Origin of the sequence: Brevundimonas sp. P7753 (assembly GCF_013386595.1) — a bacterium.
GTDB lineage: Bacteria > Pseudomonadota > Alphaproteobacteria > Caulobacterales > Caulobacteraceae > Brevundimonas > Brevundimonas bullata.
In genome coordinates this window covers 41,805-57,775 of record NZ_JACARP010000012.1, presented here as the reverse complement: position 1 = coordinate 57,775, position 15,971 = coordinate 41,805, and the positions used below count along the sequence as shown (strand labels likewise).

At 70.1% G+C, this 15,971-nt stretch carries 11 protein-coding genes; 2 read left to right on the top strand and 9 right to left on the bottom strand.

Annotated features, from left to right (window positions below; translation table 11 throughout):
• Window positions 1-5 precede the first annotated feature (5 nt).
• Window positions 6-3,446 (top strand): chromosome segregation protein SMC, encoded by a 3,441-nt coding sequence (gene smc, locus HX774_RS02770; protein WP_178824019.1) that lies wholly within the window; start codon window positions 6-8, stop codon window positions 3,444-3,446.
• Here smc and HX774_RS02765 read toward each other — a convergent pair.
• The gene (locus tag HX774_RS02765; RefSeq protein ID WP_178824017.1) at window positions 3,443-4,174 is read right to left on the bottom strand and encodes a WecB/TagA/CpsF family glycosyltransferase; all 732 of its coding nucleotides are present in this window, start codon (window positions 4,172-4,174) and stop codon (window positions 3,443-3,445) included. The two genes, smc and HX774_RS02765, sit on opposite strands and share 4 nt — an antisense overlap.
• Window positions 4,175-4,221: 47 nt before the next feature.
• Between HX774_RS02765 and HX774_RS02760 the strand changes: the two genes are divergently transcribed.
• Complete coding sequence (locus HX774_RS02760) at window positions 4,222-4,665, top strand: hypothetical protein (RefSeq protein WP_178824015.1); 444 nt, start codon at window positions 4,222-4,224, stop codon at window positions 4,663-4,665.
• Window positions 4,666-4,807: 142 nt separating this feature from the next.
• Here the strand turns inward: HX774_RS02760 and HX774_RS02755 are convergent, their stop codons facing one another.
• From HX774_RS02755 to HX774_RS02720, 8 genes are all read right to left on the bottom strand, one after another.
• Window positions 4,808-5,935: a mechanosensitive ion channel family protein gene (locus HX774_RS02755; RefSeq protein ID WP_178824013.1), complete on the bottom strand. Its 1,128-nt coding sequence runs from the start codon at window positions 5,933-5,935 to the stop codon at window positions 4,808-4,810.
• 190 nt (window positions 5,936-6,125) lie between these two features.
• A complete protein-coding gene (murG, locus tag HX774_RS02750; protein WP_178824011.1) occupies window positions 6,126-7,217 on the bottom strand; it encodes an undecaprenyldiphospho-muramoylpentapeptide beta-N-acetylglucosaminyltransferase in 1,092 nt (363 codons plus the stop codon).
• A 124-nt stretch (window positions 7,218-7,341) separates the two neighbouring features.
• Window positions 7,342-8,523: an FtsW/RodA/SpoVE family cell cycle protein gene (locus tag HX774_RS02745; protein WP_114816156.1), complete on the bottom strand. Its 1,182-nt coding sequence runs from the start codon at window positions 8,521-8,523 to the stop codon at window positions 7,342-7,344.
• Window positions 8,520-10,004: a UDP-N-acetylmuramoyl-L-alanine--D-glutamate ligase gene (murD, locus tag HX774_RS02740; protein ID WP_178824009.1), complete on the bottom strand. Its 1,485-nt coding sequence runs from the start codon at window positions 10,002-10,004 to the stop codon at window positions 8,520-8,522. The genes HX774_RS02745 and murD overlap by 4 nt, the downstream gene beginning before the upstream one ends.
• 133 nt (window positions 10,005-10,137) lie before the next feature.
• On the bottom strand, window positions 10,138-11,247 hold the full coding sequence (gene mraY / locus HX774_RS02735; protein ID WP_114816154.1) for a phospho-N-acetylmuramoyl-pentapeptide-transferase: 1,110 nt from the start codon (window positions 11,245-11,247) through the stop codon (window positions 10,138-10,140).
• Window positions 11,248-11,259: 12 nt separating this feature from the next.
• The gene (murF, locus tag HX774_RS02730; RefSeq protein WP_178824007.1) at window positions 11,260-12,714 is read right to left on the bottom strand and encodes a UDP-N-acetylmuramoyl-tripeptide--D-alanyl-D-alanine ligase; all 1,455 of its coding nucleotides are present in this window, start codon (window positions 12,712-12,714) and stop codon (window positions 11,260-11,262) included.
• The gene (locus HX774_RS02725) at window positions 12,707-14,179 is read right to left on the bottom strand and encodes a UDP-N-acetylmuramoyl-L-alanyl-D-glutamate--2,6-diaminopimelate ligase (RefSeq protein ID WP_178824005.1); all 1,473 of its coding nucleotides are present in this window, start codon (window positions 14,177-14,179) and stop codon (window positions 12,707-12,709) included. The genes murF and HX774_RS02725 overlap by 8 nt, the downstream gene beginning before the upstream one ends.
• The gene (locus HX774_RS02720) at window positions 14,176-15,957 is read right to left on the bottom strand and encodes a penicillin-binding protein 2 (protein ID WP_255499956.1); all 1,782 of its coding nucleotides are present in this window, start codon (window positions 15,955-15,957) and stop codon (window positions 14,176-14,178) included. The genes HX774_RS02725 and HX774_RS02720 overlap by 4 nt, the downstream gene beginning before the upstream one ends.
• Window positions 15,958-15,971: the final 14 nt, after the last annotated feature.

The following is a 15,971-nucleotide window of genomic DNA, read 5'->3' as shown; positions in this document are numbered from 1 at the left end:
CGCCGATGCAGTTCCAGAGACTGAAGCTCGTCGGCTTCAAATCCTTCGTCGACGCGGCGGAAGTCCAGATCGAGGCGGGCCTGACCGGCGTCGTCGGGCCTAACGGCTGCGGCAAGTCCAACGTGCTGGAAAGCCTGCGCTGGGTCATGGGCGCCAACTCGGCCAAGGCCATGCGCGGCCAGGGCATGGACGACGTCATCTTCGCCGGGGCTGCGGGCCGTCCGCCGCGCAGCCACGCCGAAGTCGTCCTGACCATCGACAACGCCCAGAAGCGCGCGCCCCAGCCCTTTACCGACAGTCCTGTGCTGGAGGTCTCGCGCCGCATCGACCGGGGTCAGGGCTCGACCTATCGCATCAACGGCAAGGAGGTCCGCGCCCGCGACGTGCAGCTGCTGTTCGCCGACGCCTCAACCGGAGCCAACTCCCCCGCCCTGGTGCGGCAGGGCCAGATTTCCGAACTGATCGCCGCCAAGCCGCAGAATCGTCGACGGATTCTGGAAGAGGCCGGCGGCGTGTCGGGTCTGCACACCCGGCGGCACGAGGCCGAGCTGCGCCTCAAGGCGGCGGAGGCCAATCTGGACCGGCTGGACGACATCGGGCGCGAGCTTGAAACCGCGCTGAACCGGCTGAAGCGCGAGGCGCGTCAGGCCGAGAAGTACAAGAAGATCTCGGCCGAGATCCGCGCCTTGCAGGCCGCCCTGCTCTATGTCCGCTGGAACGACGCCAAGGCGGCGGCGGAAATCGCGGCCCAGGAACTGCGCGACGCCGATCGCGCCGTGGCCGAGGCCGGCGCGGCCGCGACCAAGGCCGAGGCCGAGGCCCTGAAGGCGCAGGACGCCATGAAGCCGGCGCGGGAAGAAGACGCCGTGGCCGGCGCCCTGCTCCACCGGGCGACGCTGGAGCGCGACCGCCTCGACATGGCCGAACAGGCCGCCCGCGCCGAGGTCGACCGGCTGAAGGCCGAGGCGGCCCGCATCGCCGCCGACGTCGAGCGCGAGGAGGGCATGGCCGCCGACGCGAAGCGCGAGCTGGACCGGCTGGATCACGAACTGACCAGGCTCAAGGCCGAGATCGCCGCCGCGCCGGAGCGCGGACCCGAGCTGGAAAAGGCGCTGCTGGTCGCCGAAGACGCGCGCAAGGCCGCCGACGGCGAGGTCGAACGACTGGCCGGGACCCTGGCCGCCGTGGAGGCCCGCGCCAACGCCGAGAGCGCCAGGAAGCGCGACGCCGAGGCCCGTCTGGCCCGCGTCGTCGGCCAACACGATCAGGCGAAGCGTGAACGCGAAGCCCTGGGTCCGCTGGAAACGCCGGAACTGGCGACCGCCCGCACGGCGCTGGAAACGGCGCAAGCCGATCTGACCGCCGCCCGCGAAGCCGTCGAGGCCGCCGAAGCCGCGCGCGGTGACCTGGCCCGTGCCGAGGCCGAGGCCCGCACTGCGGCCCGCGCCGCCGAGGACCGGCTGGGTCGCTTGCAGACCGAGGCGCGGGGCCTGGCGCAACTGCTGGTCACGGGCAAGCGCGACCACCCGCCCGCTCTGGACAAGGTGTCGGCGGCCAAGGGTTACGAGGCCGCTCTGGCCGCCGCTCTGGGCGATGATCTGGATGCGGCGCTGGACGCCCGCGCCACCGCCCACTGGGCCGGCGCCGAGGCCACTTCCCCCGTCTGGCCCGAGAGCGTGGCCCCGCTGGCCGACCATGTGAGCGCGCCCGCCGAGCTGGCCGCGCGTCTGGCCCTGTGCGGCGTCGCCAGCCAGTCCGATGCGGCCCGTCTGGCCAAGCTGTTGCCGACCGGCGCCCGCCTGGTGACGGTCGAGGGCGACCTCTATCGTTGGGACGGTTTCGTCAGCCGCGCAGAGGCCCCGCGTCCCGCCGCCGTGCGTCTGGCCCAGCGCACGCGGCTGGCCGAGCTGGAAGCCGAGATCGACACGGGCAAGCCCGCGCTGGAAGCGGCGCAGACGGCTCAGAAGGCGGCGACCGAGGCCTTCCGCGCGGCGGAAGAGGCGGTCAAGACCGCCCGCCTCAAGCCCTTCGCCGCCGACAAGGCCGTGACGTCAGCACGCGACCGGGTCGAAAGCCTGATGCGCGACCAGACCCGGCGCGAAGCTCGCGCCCAGGCTTTGGACGAGACGGTCGCCCGTCTGGACGGCGAGGTGGCCGAGGCCAAGGCCGCGCTGGAGGCCGCGCAGAGCGTCGAGGCGCCGTCGGAGACCATCGCTGGCTTGCGCGACGAACTGGCTGCGGCTCGCGTGGCGGCGGATGCGGCGCGGCAGGCGGCCCAGACCGCGCGCTCGACCCGCGACGAGGAGGCCAGAGACCGCGCCGGGCGCGAACAGCGTCTGGGCAGCCTGAGCCGGGCCCACGCCGGTTGGGCCGGGCGCTCCAAGGACAGCGCCGCCCGCGTCGCGGCCCTGGGCAAGGACGCCGACAAGACCTCAGCTCTGCTGAAACAGGCCGAGATCGCGCCCCAGGGCTTCGCCGAGCAGCGCGGCGCCTTGATGGACGCCCTGATCGCCGCCGAGACGCGCAAGAGCGCCGCCGCCGAGGCCCTGTCCCTGGCCGAGAGCACGGCGGGCGACAGCGACCGCGCCAGCCGCGCCGCCGAGGCCACCGCCGGCGCCGCGCGCGAGGCCCGCGCCGGTCTGGCCGTGCGCGCCGAGGCCGCCTCTGAACGTCTGGTCGAGGCCGAAGCCACCCTGCGCGAGACAGCGCAGATGTCGCCGGACGAACTGGGCCAGAAGCTGCTGGACGACGCCATCGCCCGCCCGCCCGACACGGCCGGCGCCGAGAGCCTGCTGTCCGGGCTGGAGCGCGAGCGCGAGGCCCTGGGCGCGGTCAACCTGCGCGCCGAGGAAGAGGCCGCCGAATACGGCGAACGTCTGGGCGCCATGAAGTCGGAACGCATCGACCTGACCCAGGCCATCGCCAAGCTGCGCGACGGCATCGACGAACTGAACGCCGAAGGCCGCGAGCGGCTGACAGCGGCGTTCGACGTCATCAACGCCAACTTCAAGGCCCTGTTCGAGGCTCTGTTCGGCGGCGGCCAGGCCGAGCTGAAGCTGGTCGAGAGCGACGATCCGCTGGAAGCCGGGCTTGAGATCTACGCCTGCCCGCCCGGCAAGCGGCTGTCGGTCATGAGCCTGATGAGCGGCGGCGAGCAGGCCCTGACGGCGGCGGCGCTGATCTTCGGCGTCTTCCTGGCCAATCCGGCGCCCGTCTGCGTGCTGGACGAGGTCGACGCGCCGCTGGACGACGCCAACGTCGACCGCTTCTGCCGGATGCTGCACGAGATGCGGTCGCGCACCGACACCCGCTTCATCGTCATCACCCACAACCCGGTGACCATGAGCCGGATGGACCGCCTGTACGGCGTCACCATGCCGGAGCGCGGCATGAGCCAGTTGGTCAGCGTCAACCTGAACCAGGCCGAGCAGATCGTGGCGGGCTAAGGCGCGCGAGACCCCAGCACTTCGATCCGTATGAACCAGCCCAGGATCGCCGGTCCCTCGACGACATAGCGACGAAACATCCGGCGGGGCTGGCTGAGCAGGCGATGGAGCCACTCCAGCGAGAGTTTCTGGAACAGGCGCGGCGCGCGTTGCTGACGACCCGTCAGAAAATCGACCGAGGCCCCGACGCACAGGGCCACGCCATGGGGACGACCGGCCACCCGAAGCGCATAGGCGAACCGCTCCTGCTTCGGAAAGGAGATGCAGGTCAGAAGCACATCCCAATCGGCGGCCAGAACCTCCCCCACGGCCCTGTCCCAGGCGGGTGCGCCGGGCGTCAGAACGGGGGCGTCCAGGAAGCTCAGGCGCGCCTTCCGGTAGCGCGCGGCCAGATCGTCGAAAGCGGCGCGATCAGGGCCGAAGACGGCGATGGCCAGTTGTTCGGCGGCGTCGGAGGCCAGCAGGTCCGCGGTCATGTCCGAGCCCGGATAGACCGCCAGCCGCTTGCCGCGCAGCCGGGCCAGATGGCCCAGGATGCGGCTGTCGCAGAGCTTGAGGTCGGCCCCCTGATAGACCTCACGATCCACCCGGCCTTCCATCAGCTTGACGACATGGTCGACGTTGGGCGTGACGACATAGGCGTAGGGACCACGCGCCAGCCTCGCCACCCGATCCAGCAGGGCGGGGCCGTCGTCGTCGGTGAAATCCAGCGTCATGAAGCGCGTCATGGACGAAGCCTATCGTCTGGCGGTCAACACCCGGTTACGAAGGCGGCATGACCCTCGCCTTGCTGATCCTGAGCCTCCTGACCACCCCGCAGCTGACCCCAGAGCATCGTCTGGTCCTGACCGGCGTCGGGCGCTTCGCCATCTTCGCCGACGTGGCCTCGATAACGCCCGATAGCGACGGGGTGCGGATGCGCTCGCTACAGGTCAGCGAGGAGGACATGGTCATCGGCGACGCGGCCTATGTCGGCGGCTGGTCCTGGTGGCGGTTCGACTGCGCGGCCCAGACGGCGGACCGGCTCGACTTCGCCTCGCTGAAGGCGGACGGGACCGAGGGGCCGATCACGCCGACGAAGTCAGCGCCCTACGCCATCGCGCCCGGCGGGGATGCGGCGGAACTGGCGGCGGTGGCGTGCGGGGCCGATGCGCGGGCGATTGATGCGGTCAGCACGGCCGATGCGGTGCGGATCGGGCGCGAACGGATGCAAGACTGAGGTTCTCGTGCCCATCTGCCGTCATCCTCGGGCTTGACCCGAGGATCGGGTTATCCGCTTCCGCGACATCGGTAAGGTCGAGCGAGCCCCGACACTCGATCCTCGGGTCAAGCCCGAGGATGACGGCGTGACTGCGAGCGGCTTAGACGCCCTGCCCCAGTTCAGGATCACGAGGCGTCGCGTTCCGATCCAGGTCCACCCGATCGCGCGGCAGGGCCTGGGGACATTCATCGCGCATGAAGGCCAACATCTTCTCGCGCACCTCGCAGCGCAGGTCGAAGGCGAGCGAGGCGTTTCTGGCGCTGGTCAGGCAGCGGACCTGGGCGACCCGCTCGGTGATGTCCGTGACCTGCAAGGAGACCACGTCGCCGTCCCACAGCGGCGAGGCGTGGGCGATGGACTCCAGCTTGACCCGCAGCCGGTCGATCGGCGCCTCGTAGTCCACATAGAGGAAGGCGACCCCGATCAGGCTGGCGTTGTCGCGGGTCCAGTTCTGGAACGGCTTCTGGATGAAATAGGTCAGCGGCAGAATCATCCGCCGCCAGTCCCACAGCTTGACCACGACATAGGTGGAGGTGATCTCCTCGACCCGGCCCCATTCGCCCTCGACGATGACGGCGTCGTCAAGGCGGATCGGCTGGGCCGTGGCGATCTGGATGCCGGCGATCAGGTTGGTCAGGAAGGGTTGCAGCGCCAGACCGGCGACGATGCCGACCACGCCCGCCGAGGCCAGCAGCGACATGCCCCACTGGCGCACGCCCGGAATGGTCAGCAGGGCCAGCCCCAGCGTGACCAGGCCGATCAGGATGGCGGCGACGCGTTGCAGGATGCGCGTCTGGGTGACGTGCTTCCTGGCGTAGAGGTTGTCCTCGGCCTCCATGTTGAACTTACGCAGATGGACGATGGCCCCCATGTCCACCGCGCCCGCGATCATCCAGCCGCACACCAGGATGAAGGCGAACAGCAGGGTCCGGCGGATGAACAGCGAGGGTTCAGGGTCCAGCGGCGACACCGTGACGGCCAGGGCCAGGGCGATGATCATCACCGCGATGCGGACCTTGAGCCGGGCGCGGCCCACCATGCCTTTCCAGAACAGGTCGCGCTTGCGCACGGCCAGCTTGAGCAGGGCGAAGACCACCTGGTTCGCCGCCCAGCCGATGAAGACGAAAACCGCGGTGATGATGGTGATCACTGCCCATTCCGGCAGCCAGTAGAACTGGTTCCACAGGGCGAAGACTTTGTTGGTCAGGTTGGTCACGAACTGGGGCATGAGCGCAGCCTAGCCAGCTTCTCCGCGCACGGCCACGCCCTCTTTCCTCCCCACATCGTGGGGAGGGGGACCGCTTAGCGGTGAAGGGGGCGGCACAGAGGGTCGACGTCGAGTCGCCCCCTCCGTCTCGTCCGCTGCGCGTCCGATCCACCTCCCCATTCGCTCCGCGAACAGGGAGGAAAGACGCGGATCAGATTGCCGCTTCGACCAGGTCGGCCAGGCGCGCGGCGGCGTCTGGAATAGCCACCGAGCGGGCGGCGGCGGACATGGCGGTCAGCTTCGTCGGGTCGGACAGGATATCGCTAAGGGCGGCGGTCAGGCTGTCCACCGTCACGTCGTCCTCGGCGATGACGCGGGCGGCGCCGGCGTCGGACAGGGCGCGGGCGTTCAGGGTCTGGTGGTCGTCCATGGCGATCTTCAGCGGGATCAGCACGGACGGAAGCGCCGCGACGGCCAGTTCCGAACAGGTCGAGGCCCCGGCGCGGCCGACGACCAGATGCGCCCTGGACAGGCGGTCGGCCATGTCGCGGAAGAAGGGGGCGACCTCGGCGTTGATGCCGGCCTCCAGGTATATCTGACGCGCGCTTTCCAGCGTCTCGGGGCGCGACTGCTGCTGGACCTTCAGGCGGTTGCGGATGGCCTCGGGCAGGGCCGCCAGCGCGCGGGGCGCGGTCTCGGACAGGATACGGGCGCCCTGGCTGCCGCCGGTGACGAGGACATGGATCGGGCCGTCGCCGGCGGGCGCGACATAGGCGCGGTCGAACAGGGCGCGGATGTCGGGGCGGACCGGATTGCCGACCAGCTTGGCGCGGGCCTTCACCTTGGCCGGGGCGCGGCCCAGGGTCGGGAAGGCCGAGGCCACCGTGCCGACCGCCGGAGCCAGCATCCGGTTGGTGCGGCCCAGCACCGCATTCTGTTCATGGATCAAGGTCGGGCGACGCGTGGCCACGGCGGCGACCAGAGCGGGGGCGGAAGGGTAGCCGCCGAAGCCGACGACCACGTCCGCGCCGATGCGGGCGAAGGCGGACTGCGCCTGCCCCACCCCCTTGAGGATGGCCAGGCCCGCCTTCAGCAGGCCGATGGGGCCGCTGCCGGTCGCGGCGTCCAACGCCAGACGTTCCTCGGCGGGAAAGGCGTGGGCGTACTGCTCGCCGCGCGCATCGGTGGCCAGCACCACGCGCCAGCCGCGCGAGGCCAGCTCGCGGGCCAGGGCCTCGGCGGGGAACATATGACCCCCGGTGCCCCCGGCGGCGACGACGCAGACCTTGTTCTTCTCAGTCATGAGAACCTCAAATCAGATAGTCATCCCGGCCCGTGCCGCAGGCCAAGAGCCGGGACCGCCACAAACGCGGCGTATGGAGCGGTCCCGGATAGCCATTTCGGGCTTCCGGGATGACGAAGACGCGTCAGGGCAGCAGGCGACGACGCGGCGGGGAGATGTTGGAGCCTGGCTCATAGGCCCCCGGACGACGCCGCGTCAGGGCCAGCGCAAACCCCATGGTCAGGCCCATGGCCATCATCGACGAGCCGCCATAGCTGATGAAGGGAAGCGTCATGCCCTTGGTCGGGATCAGGTTCAGATTCACCGCGACGTTGATGCAGGCCTGAAGCCCGATCAACATGAAGAGGCCAGCCGCCGCCGTCTGCTCGAACGGGTCGTTCAGCTTCATCGCCTTCTTCATCCCGCGGATGACGATGAAGGCGTAGAGGCCGATCATGAACAGGCTGAGGATCAGGCCGAACTCCTCGGCGCCGACCGAATAGATGAAGTCGGTGTGCAGATCGGGCACCCGGCGCTTCATCACCCCCTCGCCGATGCCGCGCCCGACCAGGCCGCCGGCGCGGATGGCCTCGGAGGCGCGGTCGATCTGATGGGTGTCGGTCGTCTCGGGCGACAGGAAGCGGCTGAGGCGGTCGCGCATGTGGCTGAAGGTGAAGTAGAGCGACACCACCCCGCCCGCCCCCATGGCGGCGATGACGGCGACCCATTTCAGCGGAACCCCGGCCATGAAGAAGACGGCCATGAAGGTGGTGGTGATCAGCAGGGTCTGGCCGATGTCTGGCTGAATCAGCAGCAGGCCGACCGTCAGGGCCCATAGGCCGAAGGCGATGCTGACGCCCGGAACCCCCTGCCCCTTCTGGGCCTCGGCGAACATCCAGGCGGCGAAGACGATCAGGCCGGGCTTGGCGAACTCGGACGGCTGAAGGCTGAACGGGCCGAGGTTCACCCAGCGTGCGGCGCCCTTCACCGTGTCGCCTATAAACGGCAGGGCCGCCATGACCACGATGGCGCCGAACAGGGCCAAGACGGCGATGCGCCGCACCCCGCGCGGCGACAGTAGGGACGCCGTCAGCATGACGGTCGTCCCCATCGAAGCCCAGACGATCATCCGCCAGGAATAGTGGAAGGGATCGGTGATCGACTCGTCGGCCAGGATGGCGGCGGGGCTGGAGGCGAAGCTGAGCGATACGCCGAGCGCCACCAGGGTCAGGGCCGCGCCCAGCAGGCCACGATCCACGGTCCAGAACCAGCGCGCGATCAGGCTCTGATCATTGCGCGAAAAGGGATGGCTGTAGCTCTGGCTCATGCGGCGGGCTCCGCTTTCGCGCCCAGCGCCAGGACGGCGGCGCGGAAGGCTTCGCCCCGCACCTCGAAATCGGGGAACTGGTCGAAGCTGGCGCAGGCCGGGGACAGGAGGACGACCTGCTCGCCCCCGGCCTTCGCGGCGTCGGCGGCGGCCATTTCGACCGCGCGCTCCATGGTGTGGGCGACGATGTGCGGGGTGCCGCCGAGGGTTTCAGCAAACGCCTCGGCGGCCTCGCCGATCAGATAGGCCTTGGCGACGTGGGGGAAGAGGTCGCGCAAGGCTTCGATGCCGCCCTCCTTGGCCTTGCCGCCTGCGATCCAGAAGACGGAGGGGTAGGAGGCGAGCGCCTGACGCGCGGCGTCGGCGTTGGTGCCCTTGGAGTCGTTGATGAAGCGGACGCCGTCGAGACGGCCCACGGCCTCCATCCGGTGCGCCAGACCGGGGAAGGTCATCAGGCCCTCGACCGCCGCGTCATGCGACACGCCCAGGGCGCGGGCGGCGGCATAGGCGAAGGCGGCGTTCTGGGCGTTGTGACGGCCGGGGAGCGAGCGGGCGGCGGCGAGGTCGGCGACGGGCTGGCCGTCGAGGCTCAGCCTGCCGGGCGCGGCTTCCATGCCGTCATTCCGGGGCGGCGTAGCCGAACCCGGAACCCAGGCCTCGGCGACATGAGCAACCGTCTGGGTCCCGGGTTCCGAACGCTGCGCGCCCGGCCCCGGGATGACGGAAAGGGTGGAAACCGTGCAGACCCGCCGTCCCTGCGCGCGCAAGTCGCTTGCGATCCCCTGCCCCCAGGCCTCGTCAACGCCGACCAGCGCCAGCGCTTCCGGCCCTTGCGCCTGGAAGATGCGTTGCTTGGCCGCGACATAGCCCTCCATGCCGCCGTGGCGGTCCAGATGGTCGGGGCTGATGTTGGTCAGGATGGCCACGTCGGGCGCGAAGCTGGTGGTCAGGTCCAGCTGATAGGACGAGACCTCGATGACATAGACGGCGTCGGGCGTCGGGGCCGGCAGGGCCAGGACGCCGATGCCGATATTGCCGCCGATGTGGACGCTCAGGCCTGCCGACTTCAGCACCCAGCCGATCAGGGCCGTGGTGGTCGACTTGCCGTTGGTGCCGGTGATGGCGACGACGCGGGGGCGCTGGTCCTTGGGCAGGGCGTCCAGGGCGCGCGCGAACAGCTCGACGTCGCCGATGACCGGCACGCCCGCCGCATGGGCGCGCTCGACGGTCCAGTGCGGCTTGGGATGGGTCAGGGGCGCGCCCGGCGACAGGACCAGGGCGGCGAAGCCCGACCAGTCGGCGCGGGTCAGGTCCTCGACGAGGAAGCCCTCGGCCTCGGCCTGCATCCGGCCCGAGACGCCGTCGTCCCACAGGACGGGGACGGCGCCGCCGGCCTGAAGCGCGCGCGCGGCGGTGATCCCGGACCGGCCCAGGCCGAAGACCGCGACGCGTCTGCCCTCGAAGCCGGGAACCGGGATCATCCCTGACCTCCGTCATCCTCGGGCCTGTCCCGAGGAACCAGAAGCGCAGACGCCAGCCATCCTGCCTCAACGTCGAACGTCGAGGGTCTGGATCCTCGCCACAAGGGCGAGGATGACGCAGCGGAGAAGGCTGTCATCGCAGCTTCAGCGTGGCCAGACCGAGCAGCGCCAGCATGGCGGCGACGATCCAGAAGCGGATGACCACGGTGGATTCCGGCCAGCCCATCTTCTCGAAATGGTGGTGGATGGGGGCCATCAGGAAGATGCGCTTGCCGGTCAGCTTGAAGTAGCCGACCTGGATCATGACCGAGGCCGCCTCGACCACGAACAGGCCGCCGACGATGCCCAGCACCAGCTCGTGCTTGGTGGCCACGGCGATGGAGCCGAGCGCGCCGCCCAGGGCCAGCGAGCCCGTGTCGCCCATGAAGATCTTGGCCGGGGGGGCGTTGTACCAGAGGAAGCCCATGCCGCCGCCGATCATGGCGGCGCAGAAGATGGCCAGCTCGCCCGAGCCGGGCACGTGGTGGACCTGCAGATACTCGGCGAAGACGAAGTTGCCGACCAGATAGGAGATGATGCCGAAGGCGCCCGCCGCCATCATGACCGGCACGATGGCCAGGCCGTCCAGACCGTCGGTCAGGTTCACGGCGTTGGAGAAGCCGATGATGGTGAAGGCGGCGAAGGCCACATAGAACCAGCCGATGTTCAGCAGGACCGCCTTCAGGAAGGGAAAGGCGATCGAGGTCTCAAGCCCCGGCGAGGTCGGGGAATAGGTCATCCAGACCACGGTCAGCACGCCGGCGATCACGGCGACGACCGCCTGGGCCGCCAGCTTCTGTTTCGAGGTCAGACCCGCCGAGGTCTGCTTGGTCACCTTGGCGTAGTCGTCGATGAAGCCCAGCACGCCGAACGCCGCCGTCACGCCAGAGACGATCCAGATATAGGGATTGGTCAGGTCGCCCCAGAGGAAGACCGCCACGCCGATGCCCGCCAGAATCATCAGCCCGCCCATGGTCGGGGTGCCGACCTTGGACAGGTGCGAAACCGGGCCGTCCTCACGGATCGGCTGGCCTCGGCCCTGCTTGGCGCGAATCCAGTTGATGAAGCGGCTGCCCATGGCGACCGCGACGATCATGGCTGTGGCCATGGCCAGGGCGACGCGCACGGTCTGATACTGGATCAGGTGCAGCAGCGGATATTCCTGCGCAATGTCCGCGTAGTAGAGATAGAGCAGGTAGAACATTCTTGAGTGACCCTATCGCGTCGCGCGCGGCGCGCCGCTGCCTGAGGGGTTGTTGCCTTGATCGGCTGAGCCGAGATTTGCAAGCGCGGCCGCGACCAGCGAGGCCTTGGACCCGTTCGAGCCCTTGACCATGACGATGTCGCCGGGGCCGACCAGCTTGTTCGCCTCAGCGGCCAGTTCGGCGGCGGTGGCGCGCCACAGGCCGCGCCGCGACGGGGGCAGGGCGTCGTGAAGACGGCGCATCTCCATCCCGGCGGCGTGGACGACGTCCAGACCGGCGGCGGCGATGGGCTGGATCAGGCCTTCGTGCAGGGCGCGGCTGTGCTCGCCCAGTTCCAGCATGTCGGTCAGGATGACGACGCGGCGTCCGCCCTCAGGCACCGGCCTGGCCCCTAGGCTGAGGAAGCCCGCCTTCATCGACAGGGGATTGGCGTTGTAGCTTTCATCGATCAGGGTGAAGGTGCCGCCGGGGATGGCGACCGTCTTCAGCTGGCCGCGTCCCGCCAGAGGCTGGAAACCGGCAAGCGCCTGCAAGGCTGTGTCCAGCGACACGTCCAGCGCCCGCAGCATCAGGATGACGCAGAGGCTGTTCAGGCCCCAGTGCACGCCCGACTGGGCCAGCCGGTAGTCGAGGCGATGGCCGTCGATCTCGGCGGTGACGCGCGCGCCCTCGGCGTCGGCCTTGAAGCCCAGCAGACGGGCGTCGCAACCCGCGCCAGAGCCGAAGGTCTGAACGACCGCGCCGGCATCCACCGCCGCCTGACGCACCAGATCGGCATGGGCGTCAGCGGCGTTGATCACGGCCACGCCGCCGGGGACCAGGCCCTCGAAGATGGTCGCCTTTTCGCGCGCCACGCCGGCCTCTCCGTCGGCGAAGGCTTCGATATGGACCGGGCCGACCGTGGTGACGCAGGCGGCGTGCGGGCGGACGAACTTCGACAGAGGCCCGATCTCGCCCGGCGCATTCATGCCGATCTCGAACACCGCGCGTTCCGTGCCGTGCGGCATCCGCGCCAGGGTCAGCGGCACGCCGATGTGGTTGTTGTAGCTCTTGATCGAGGCGTGGGCAGAGCCGGCGAGGTCGAGGCCCGCCTTGATCGCCTGGGTCACGCTGGTCTTGCCGACGCTGCCGGTGACGGCGCCGCGCAGGCGGGCGCGGTCGCGGGCGGCGACGCCCATGGCCTCCAGCCCCTTCAGCGTGTCGGGAACCAGGACGTAAGGCCCGCCCTCGACCGGGCGATCGACCAAGGCCATGGTCGCGCCGGCGGCGAAGGCGGCGGCAGCGAACTCATGCCCGTCGCGGGCGCCGTGCAGGGCCAGGAACAGGTCGCCGGGCGCGATCTCGCGGCTGTTGTAGGTCAGGCCCGAAACGCCAATGTCTTGGGCGGCGTCGGGTCCATGAAGTGTCCCCCCGGTCGCCGAGGCGATGGCTTCGGCGGTCCAGAGCGGGGTTTGGATGTCAGGCATGATCGCGCAGGGCTTCAGTCGCTTCGGTGGCGTCGTCGAAGGGATGGATCACCCCGGCGACGATCTGTCCCTGTTCATGCCCTTTTCCGGCGATCACGACCACATCTCCTTCACGCATCAGCGATACGGCGTGGCGAATGGCTTCGCGGCGGTCGCCTATCTCCAAAGCGTCGGGGCAGCCGGCGCGGACCTGGGCGCGGATGGCGGCGGGGTCTTCGGAACGCGGATTGTCGTCGGTGACGATGGCCACGTCGGCCAGACGACCGGCGATCTCGCCCATCATCGGCCGCTTGGCGCGGTCGCGGTCGCCGCCGGCGCCGAAGACGACGATCAGACGGCCCGTCGCGTGCGGGCGCAGGGCGTTGAGCACTGTCTCCAGACCGTCAGGCGTGTGGGCGTAGTCGACATAGACCTCGCCGCCGCGCGCGCTTTCGCCGGGGATGCGTTGCAGACGGCCCTGGGCGCCGCGAATGAACGCCATCGCCGGGATGACGCGGTCGGGGTCTTCGCCGCCCGCAATGCACAGGCCCGCCGCGACCAGAGCGTTCGAGGCCTGGAAGGCCCCGGCCAGCGGCAGCAGGATGTCGTGGATGCGGCCGCGCGCATCGATGGTCAGGCGCTGGCCTTCCGGCGTGGCCCGGCGCGCGATCAACGACAGGTCGCGCCCGCGCTCGCCCACGCCCATGACGCCCAGACCCGCCATGATCGAAGCCGAGGCGAAGGCCGAATAGGCGTCGGAGTCGGCGTTCAGCACCGCGGTCCGGCCGCGCGGCAGCAGAGCCTCGAACAGGCGCAGCTTGGCGGCGCGGTAGGCGGCCATGTCGCCGTGATAGTCGAGGTGGTCTTGGGTCAGGTTGGTGAAGCCGGCGGCGCGAATGGCCACGCCGTCCAGACGGCGCTGGTCGATACCGTGCGACGAGGCCTCCAGCGCCAGGTGGGTCACGTCCTTGGCGGCCAGTTCGGCCAGCAGGCGCGCGGCTTCGGCGGCGTCGGGGCTGGTCAGGCCGGGGCCGGTCAGGGCGTAGGTCTGCTCGCCCTTCTGACCGACGACGCCCAGGGTGCCCATGCTGGCCGACTTGTGGCCGAGGCCCGCCCAGATCTGGCGGCAGAAGTTGGCCACCGAGGTCTTGCCGTTGGTGCCGGTGATGGCGACGCAGGTCTTGGGCTGGGCGCCGTAGAAGCTGCGCGCGGCCAGGGCATAGGCGCGGTGCACGTCGCCCGAAGTCACCAGCAGGGGCGCGGCGCCCGCCGGGGTGTCGGACGGGGCCAGGATGGCGGCGGCGCCGCGAGCCAGAGCTTGCGGGATGAAGGCGCGACCGTCGGCGGCCGAGCCCGGCAGGGCCACGAACAGGGCGCCCGGCGCGACCTTGCGGCTGTCGGACGTGACCGAGGTGATCTCGGGGTCCGAGCTGACGTCGCGACGCAGCAGTTCAGAGAGACGCAGGGCGTTTTGGGGCGCGCTCATCGGCCGTCGCCCTCGACGTCCTGGAACTCGGGGATCTTTTCGCCGAGAGCGGTGGACCAGCGGTCGGCCTTGCGCTCGACGCCGAGGAAGGGGGCGATGCGGTCGGCGATCTTGCCGACGGCGGGCGCGGCGACATAGCCGCCGGTGCGCGGATAGGAGGACGGCTCGTCCACCAGGACGAAGATCGTATAGCGCTTGGCCGTCACCGGGCCGTCGGCGGGAAAGACGGCGGCGAAGGAGCCGACGGCGTGGGTCGGGTCATAGCGACCGTTGACCAGCTTGTTGGCCGAGCCCGTCTTGCCGCCGACCCGCAGGCCTGCGGCATCAGCGAATCGGCCCGAGCCGCGCGTCACGTTGCGGCGCATCAGGTCCAGCATGGTGGCCGAGGTCTCGGGCGAGACGACCTGACGCGTGCGGGCGTTGGGCAGGCCGCCCTTGCGCAGGGTCAGGGGCACATAGCGGCCCCCGTTGGCCAGGGAGGCGTAGGCGGCCACATACTGGATCGGCGTGACCATGATGCCGTAGCCGAAGGACAGCGAGGCCAGGGTCGAGTCGTCCCATTTGCGGATGTGCGACGGACGGGCCGATTCCTTCAGTTCGATCGGCGCCGCGTCCAGCAGGCCCAACCGCTGGAAGTATTCACGCATCACGTCGCCGCCCATTTCGACGGCCAGACGCGAGGTGCCGATGTTGGACGAGTGCAGATAGACCTCTTCCAGCGTCAGCACCTTGTTGGTGGCGTGGAAGTCCTTGATGCGGCGCTTGCCGATCTGCAGGGCCTGGGAGGCGTCGAACAGGGTGTTCATGTCGGCGCGGCCGGTGTCGATGCCGGCGGCGACGGTGAAGCTCTTGAACACCGAGCCCATTTCATAGTGGGCCGAGGTGACGCGGTTCAGCAGGGCCTCTTCGGGCGCGCTGTTGCGGCGGTTGGCGTCGTAGGTCGGCCAGCTGGCCATGGCCAGGACCTCGCCGGTCTGAACGTCAGTGACCACGGCGACCGCGCCCTTGGCCCCGGCGGCCTCGGCGGCGGCGGCCAGCTCGTTCTCGACCACGCCCTGAACGCGCAGGTCGATCGACAGCTGGAAGTCCTCGCCGGCGGCGCCCGCCGCGCGGATTTCCTGATTGAAGGCCAGCTCAGAACCCGACACGCCCTCGCCGCCCGTGTCGGCGCGGCCGATCAGGTGGGCCGCCGAGGTGCCCAGCGGATAGACGCGGCGATCCTCGGGCTCGAACGAGACGCCGCCCAAAGCCAGGGCGTGAACCGCGCTGCGCTCGGACGGGGTCAGGCCGTTCAGGGCCAGCAGACGACGGTCGCCGCTGAGCACGCGGTCCAGGCGCTTGGCCGAGATGCGCGGCACGGCGCGGCGCAGCTGGGCCTTGGCGCTGGCCGGGTCCCAGATCTCGCGCGGGTCGATATAGAGGCCGTAGTGGGTGATGTTGGTGGCCAGCAGCTGGCCGTTGCGATCCACCAGATCGGCGCGCGTCAGGGCGTTGGCGTTGAAGCCCGCGCCCGCCGCGCCGCGCGGCGCGAACAGGGCCGCGTGGGCCGCGCCCAGGGCCAGACAGGCGAAGACGGCGCAGAAGACCGCCATGATCAGGAAGATGCGGACGCGGGTGTCTTCTTCCGGGCGACCGTCGGCGCGGGCGCGCTCGAACGAGTGCTCCATCCACCAGACGCAGGAGGCGACCCAGCGCCCCCAGGCGGCGAAAAGACCGCCGACCGACGGGCCTTGAGCGCGCGGCTGCGGACGGCCCGGCGCGGGACGGCGATAGTCCATGCCGTGGTGATCAT

Excerpts from the sequence above, each read along its gene's own strand:
- smc (WP_178824019.1), top strand. The coding sequence starts at position 6 with ATGCAGTTCCAGAGACTGAAGCTCGTCGGCTTCAAATCCTTCGTCGAC.
- HX774_RS02765 (WP_178824017.1), bottom strand. The coding sequence starts at position 4,174 with ATGACGCGCTTCATGACGCTGGATTTCACCGACGACGACGGCCCCGCC.
- HX774_RS02760 (WP_178824015.1), top strand. The coding sequence starts at position 4,222 with ATGACCCTCGCCTTGCTGATCCTGAGCCTCCTGACCACCCCGCAGCTG.
- HX774_RS02755 (WP_178824013.1), bottom strand. The coding sequence starts at position 5,935 with ATGCCCCAGTTCGTGACCAACCTGACCAACAAAGTCTTCGCCCTGTGG.
- murG (WP_178824011.1), bottom strand. The coding sequence starts at position 7,217 with ATGACTGAGAAGAACAAGGTCTGCGTCGTCGCCGCCGGGGGCACCGGG.
- HX774_RS02745 (WP_114816156.1), bottom strand. The coding sequence starts at position 8,523 with ATGAGCCAGAGCTACAGCCATCCCTTTTCGCGCAATGATCAGAGCCTG.
- murD (WP_178824009.1), bottom strand. The coding sequence starts at position 10,004 with ATGATCCCGGTTCCCGGCTTCGAGGGCAGACGCGTCGCGGTCTTCGGC.
- mraY (WP_114816154.1), bottom strand. The coding sequence starts at position 11,247 with ATGTTCTACCTGCTCTATCTCTACTACGCGGACATTGCGCAGGAATAT.
- murF (WP_178824007.1), bottom strand. The coding sequence starts at position 12,714 with ATGCCTGACATCCAAACCCCGCTCTGGACCGCCGAAGCCATCGCCTCG.
- HX774_RS02725 (WP_178824005.1), bottom strand. The coding sequence starts at position 14,179 with ATGAGCGCGCCCCAAAACGCCCTGCGTCTCTCTGAACTGCTGCGTCGC.
- HX774_RS02720 (WP_255499956.1), bottom strand. The coding sequence starts at position 15,957 with ATGGACTATCGCCGTCCCGCGCCGGGCCGTCCGCAGCCGCGCGCTCAA.